A 1,228-nucleotide genomic window follows, 5' to 3' on the forward strand; every position below is an offset into this window, starting at 1 on the left:
GGACCTAGCGGGGTTCCGGCGGGGCCCCGACGGAGCAGCCCCTGCGGAATCCCGGCGGCGTCCGCACCCGAAGGGTGGCCGGCCGGGCTGGTTCGGCGCGAAACGGGGAACACGGTGGAGCACGCCGGGTCACCGCTCCCCGTTTCCCGTTCGGGCCCCTCACCTGGAGGACCGCCATGCCCGCCGAACCCGTCCAGCCCGTCGAGTCCCACCTCGACCCGCGCTACAGCGATCCCGACGCCATCCCTCCCGAGTGGCCCGAGGCGCAGCGGCTGCTGGCCGCGGCCGAACTCTTCTGGATCTCCACCGTCCGCCCCGACGGCCGCCCGCACGTCACCCCGCTGCCGGCCGTCTGGGCCGAGGACGCCCTCCACTTCTGCACCGGCCCCGACGAGCGCAAGGCCCGCAACCTCGCCGCCAACCCGCACGTCACCCTCACCACCGGCACCAACCTGTGGGACACCGGGTACGACCTGGTCGTCGAGGGCGAGGCGGTGCGGGTCGGGGACGACGCCCGGCTGCGCGACCTGGCCGCGGCGTGGGAGCGCAAGTACGGCGACTTCTGGCACTTCGAGGTCCGCGACGGCCGCTTCCACCACGGCCCCGGCTCCGCCGTCGTCTTCGCCGTCGCGCCCCGCACGGTCTTCGGCTTCGGCAAGGGCCGCCCGTTCAGCCAGACCCGCTGGCGGTTCGCCTGAGCCATGGAGGACCACGCTCCTCAGGACCGTATTCCTCTCGACGGTGCCGGAACCATCACCGCCCGGCTCGCGAGGCGAGGTCACCCCCGGCTCCGTGGGGCGGGGCGCCTCCGGATCCGCGCCGTGCCGTGCCGTGCCGTGCCGTGGTGTGGCGTGCCGTGGTGTGGCCTGGAGGCGCACCACTTCCGTGTCGGATTTCCGCCGGACGGCGCCCGCGCCCGCTGATTGTCTGATCGGCATGACCACTGCCACCAAGTCCGCGCTCTTCCGCTCCCTCCACACACCCGCCCGCCCCCTCGCCCTCGCGAACGCCTGGGACGTCGCCACCGCCCGCGTGGTCGAGGCCGCGGGGGCTCCCGCCGTCGCCACCACCAGCGCGGGGACGGCCTGGTCGCTCGGCTCCCGGGACGGGGACCGCGTCTCCCGGGACCTGGTCCTGGGCGTCCTCGCCCGCATCGCCGCCGCCGTCACCGTCCCGGTCACGGCCGACATCGAGGGCGGCTACGGACGGACCCCCGCCGAGGTCGCGG

General features: G+C 75.2%; 2 protein-coding genes. Both read left to right on the top strand.

Annotated features, from left to right (window positions below; translation table 11 throughout):
• Positions 1-176: 176 nt before the first annotated feature.
• A complete protein-coding gene (locus HW445_RS31620) occupies positions 177-698 on the top strand; it encodes a pyridoxamine 5'-phosphate oxidase family protein (RefSeq protein ID WP_180224203.1) in 522 nt (173 codons plus the stop codon).
• A 238-nt stretch (positions 699-936) separates the two neighbouring features.
• On the top strand, positions 937-1,228 hold a 292-nt coding region (locus HW445_RS31625; RefSeq protein ID WP_180224204.1), incomplete at its 3' end, for an isocitrate lyase/phosphoenolpyruvate mutase family protein.

Origin of the sequence: Streptomyces sp. UH6 (genome assembly GCF_013421635.1) — a bacterium.
In the GTDB taxonomy this organism is placed as follows: domain Bacteria; phylum Actinomycetota; class Actinomycetes; order Streptomycetales; family Streptomycetaceae; genus Streptomyces; species Streptomyces abyssomicinicus.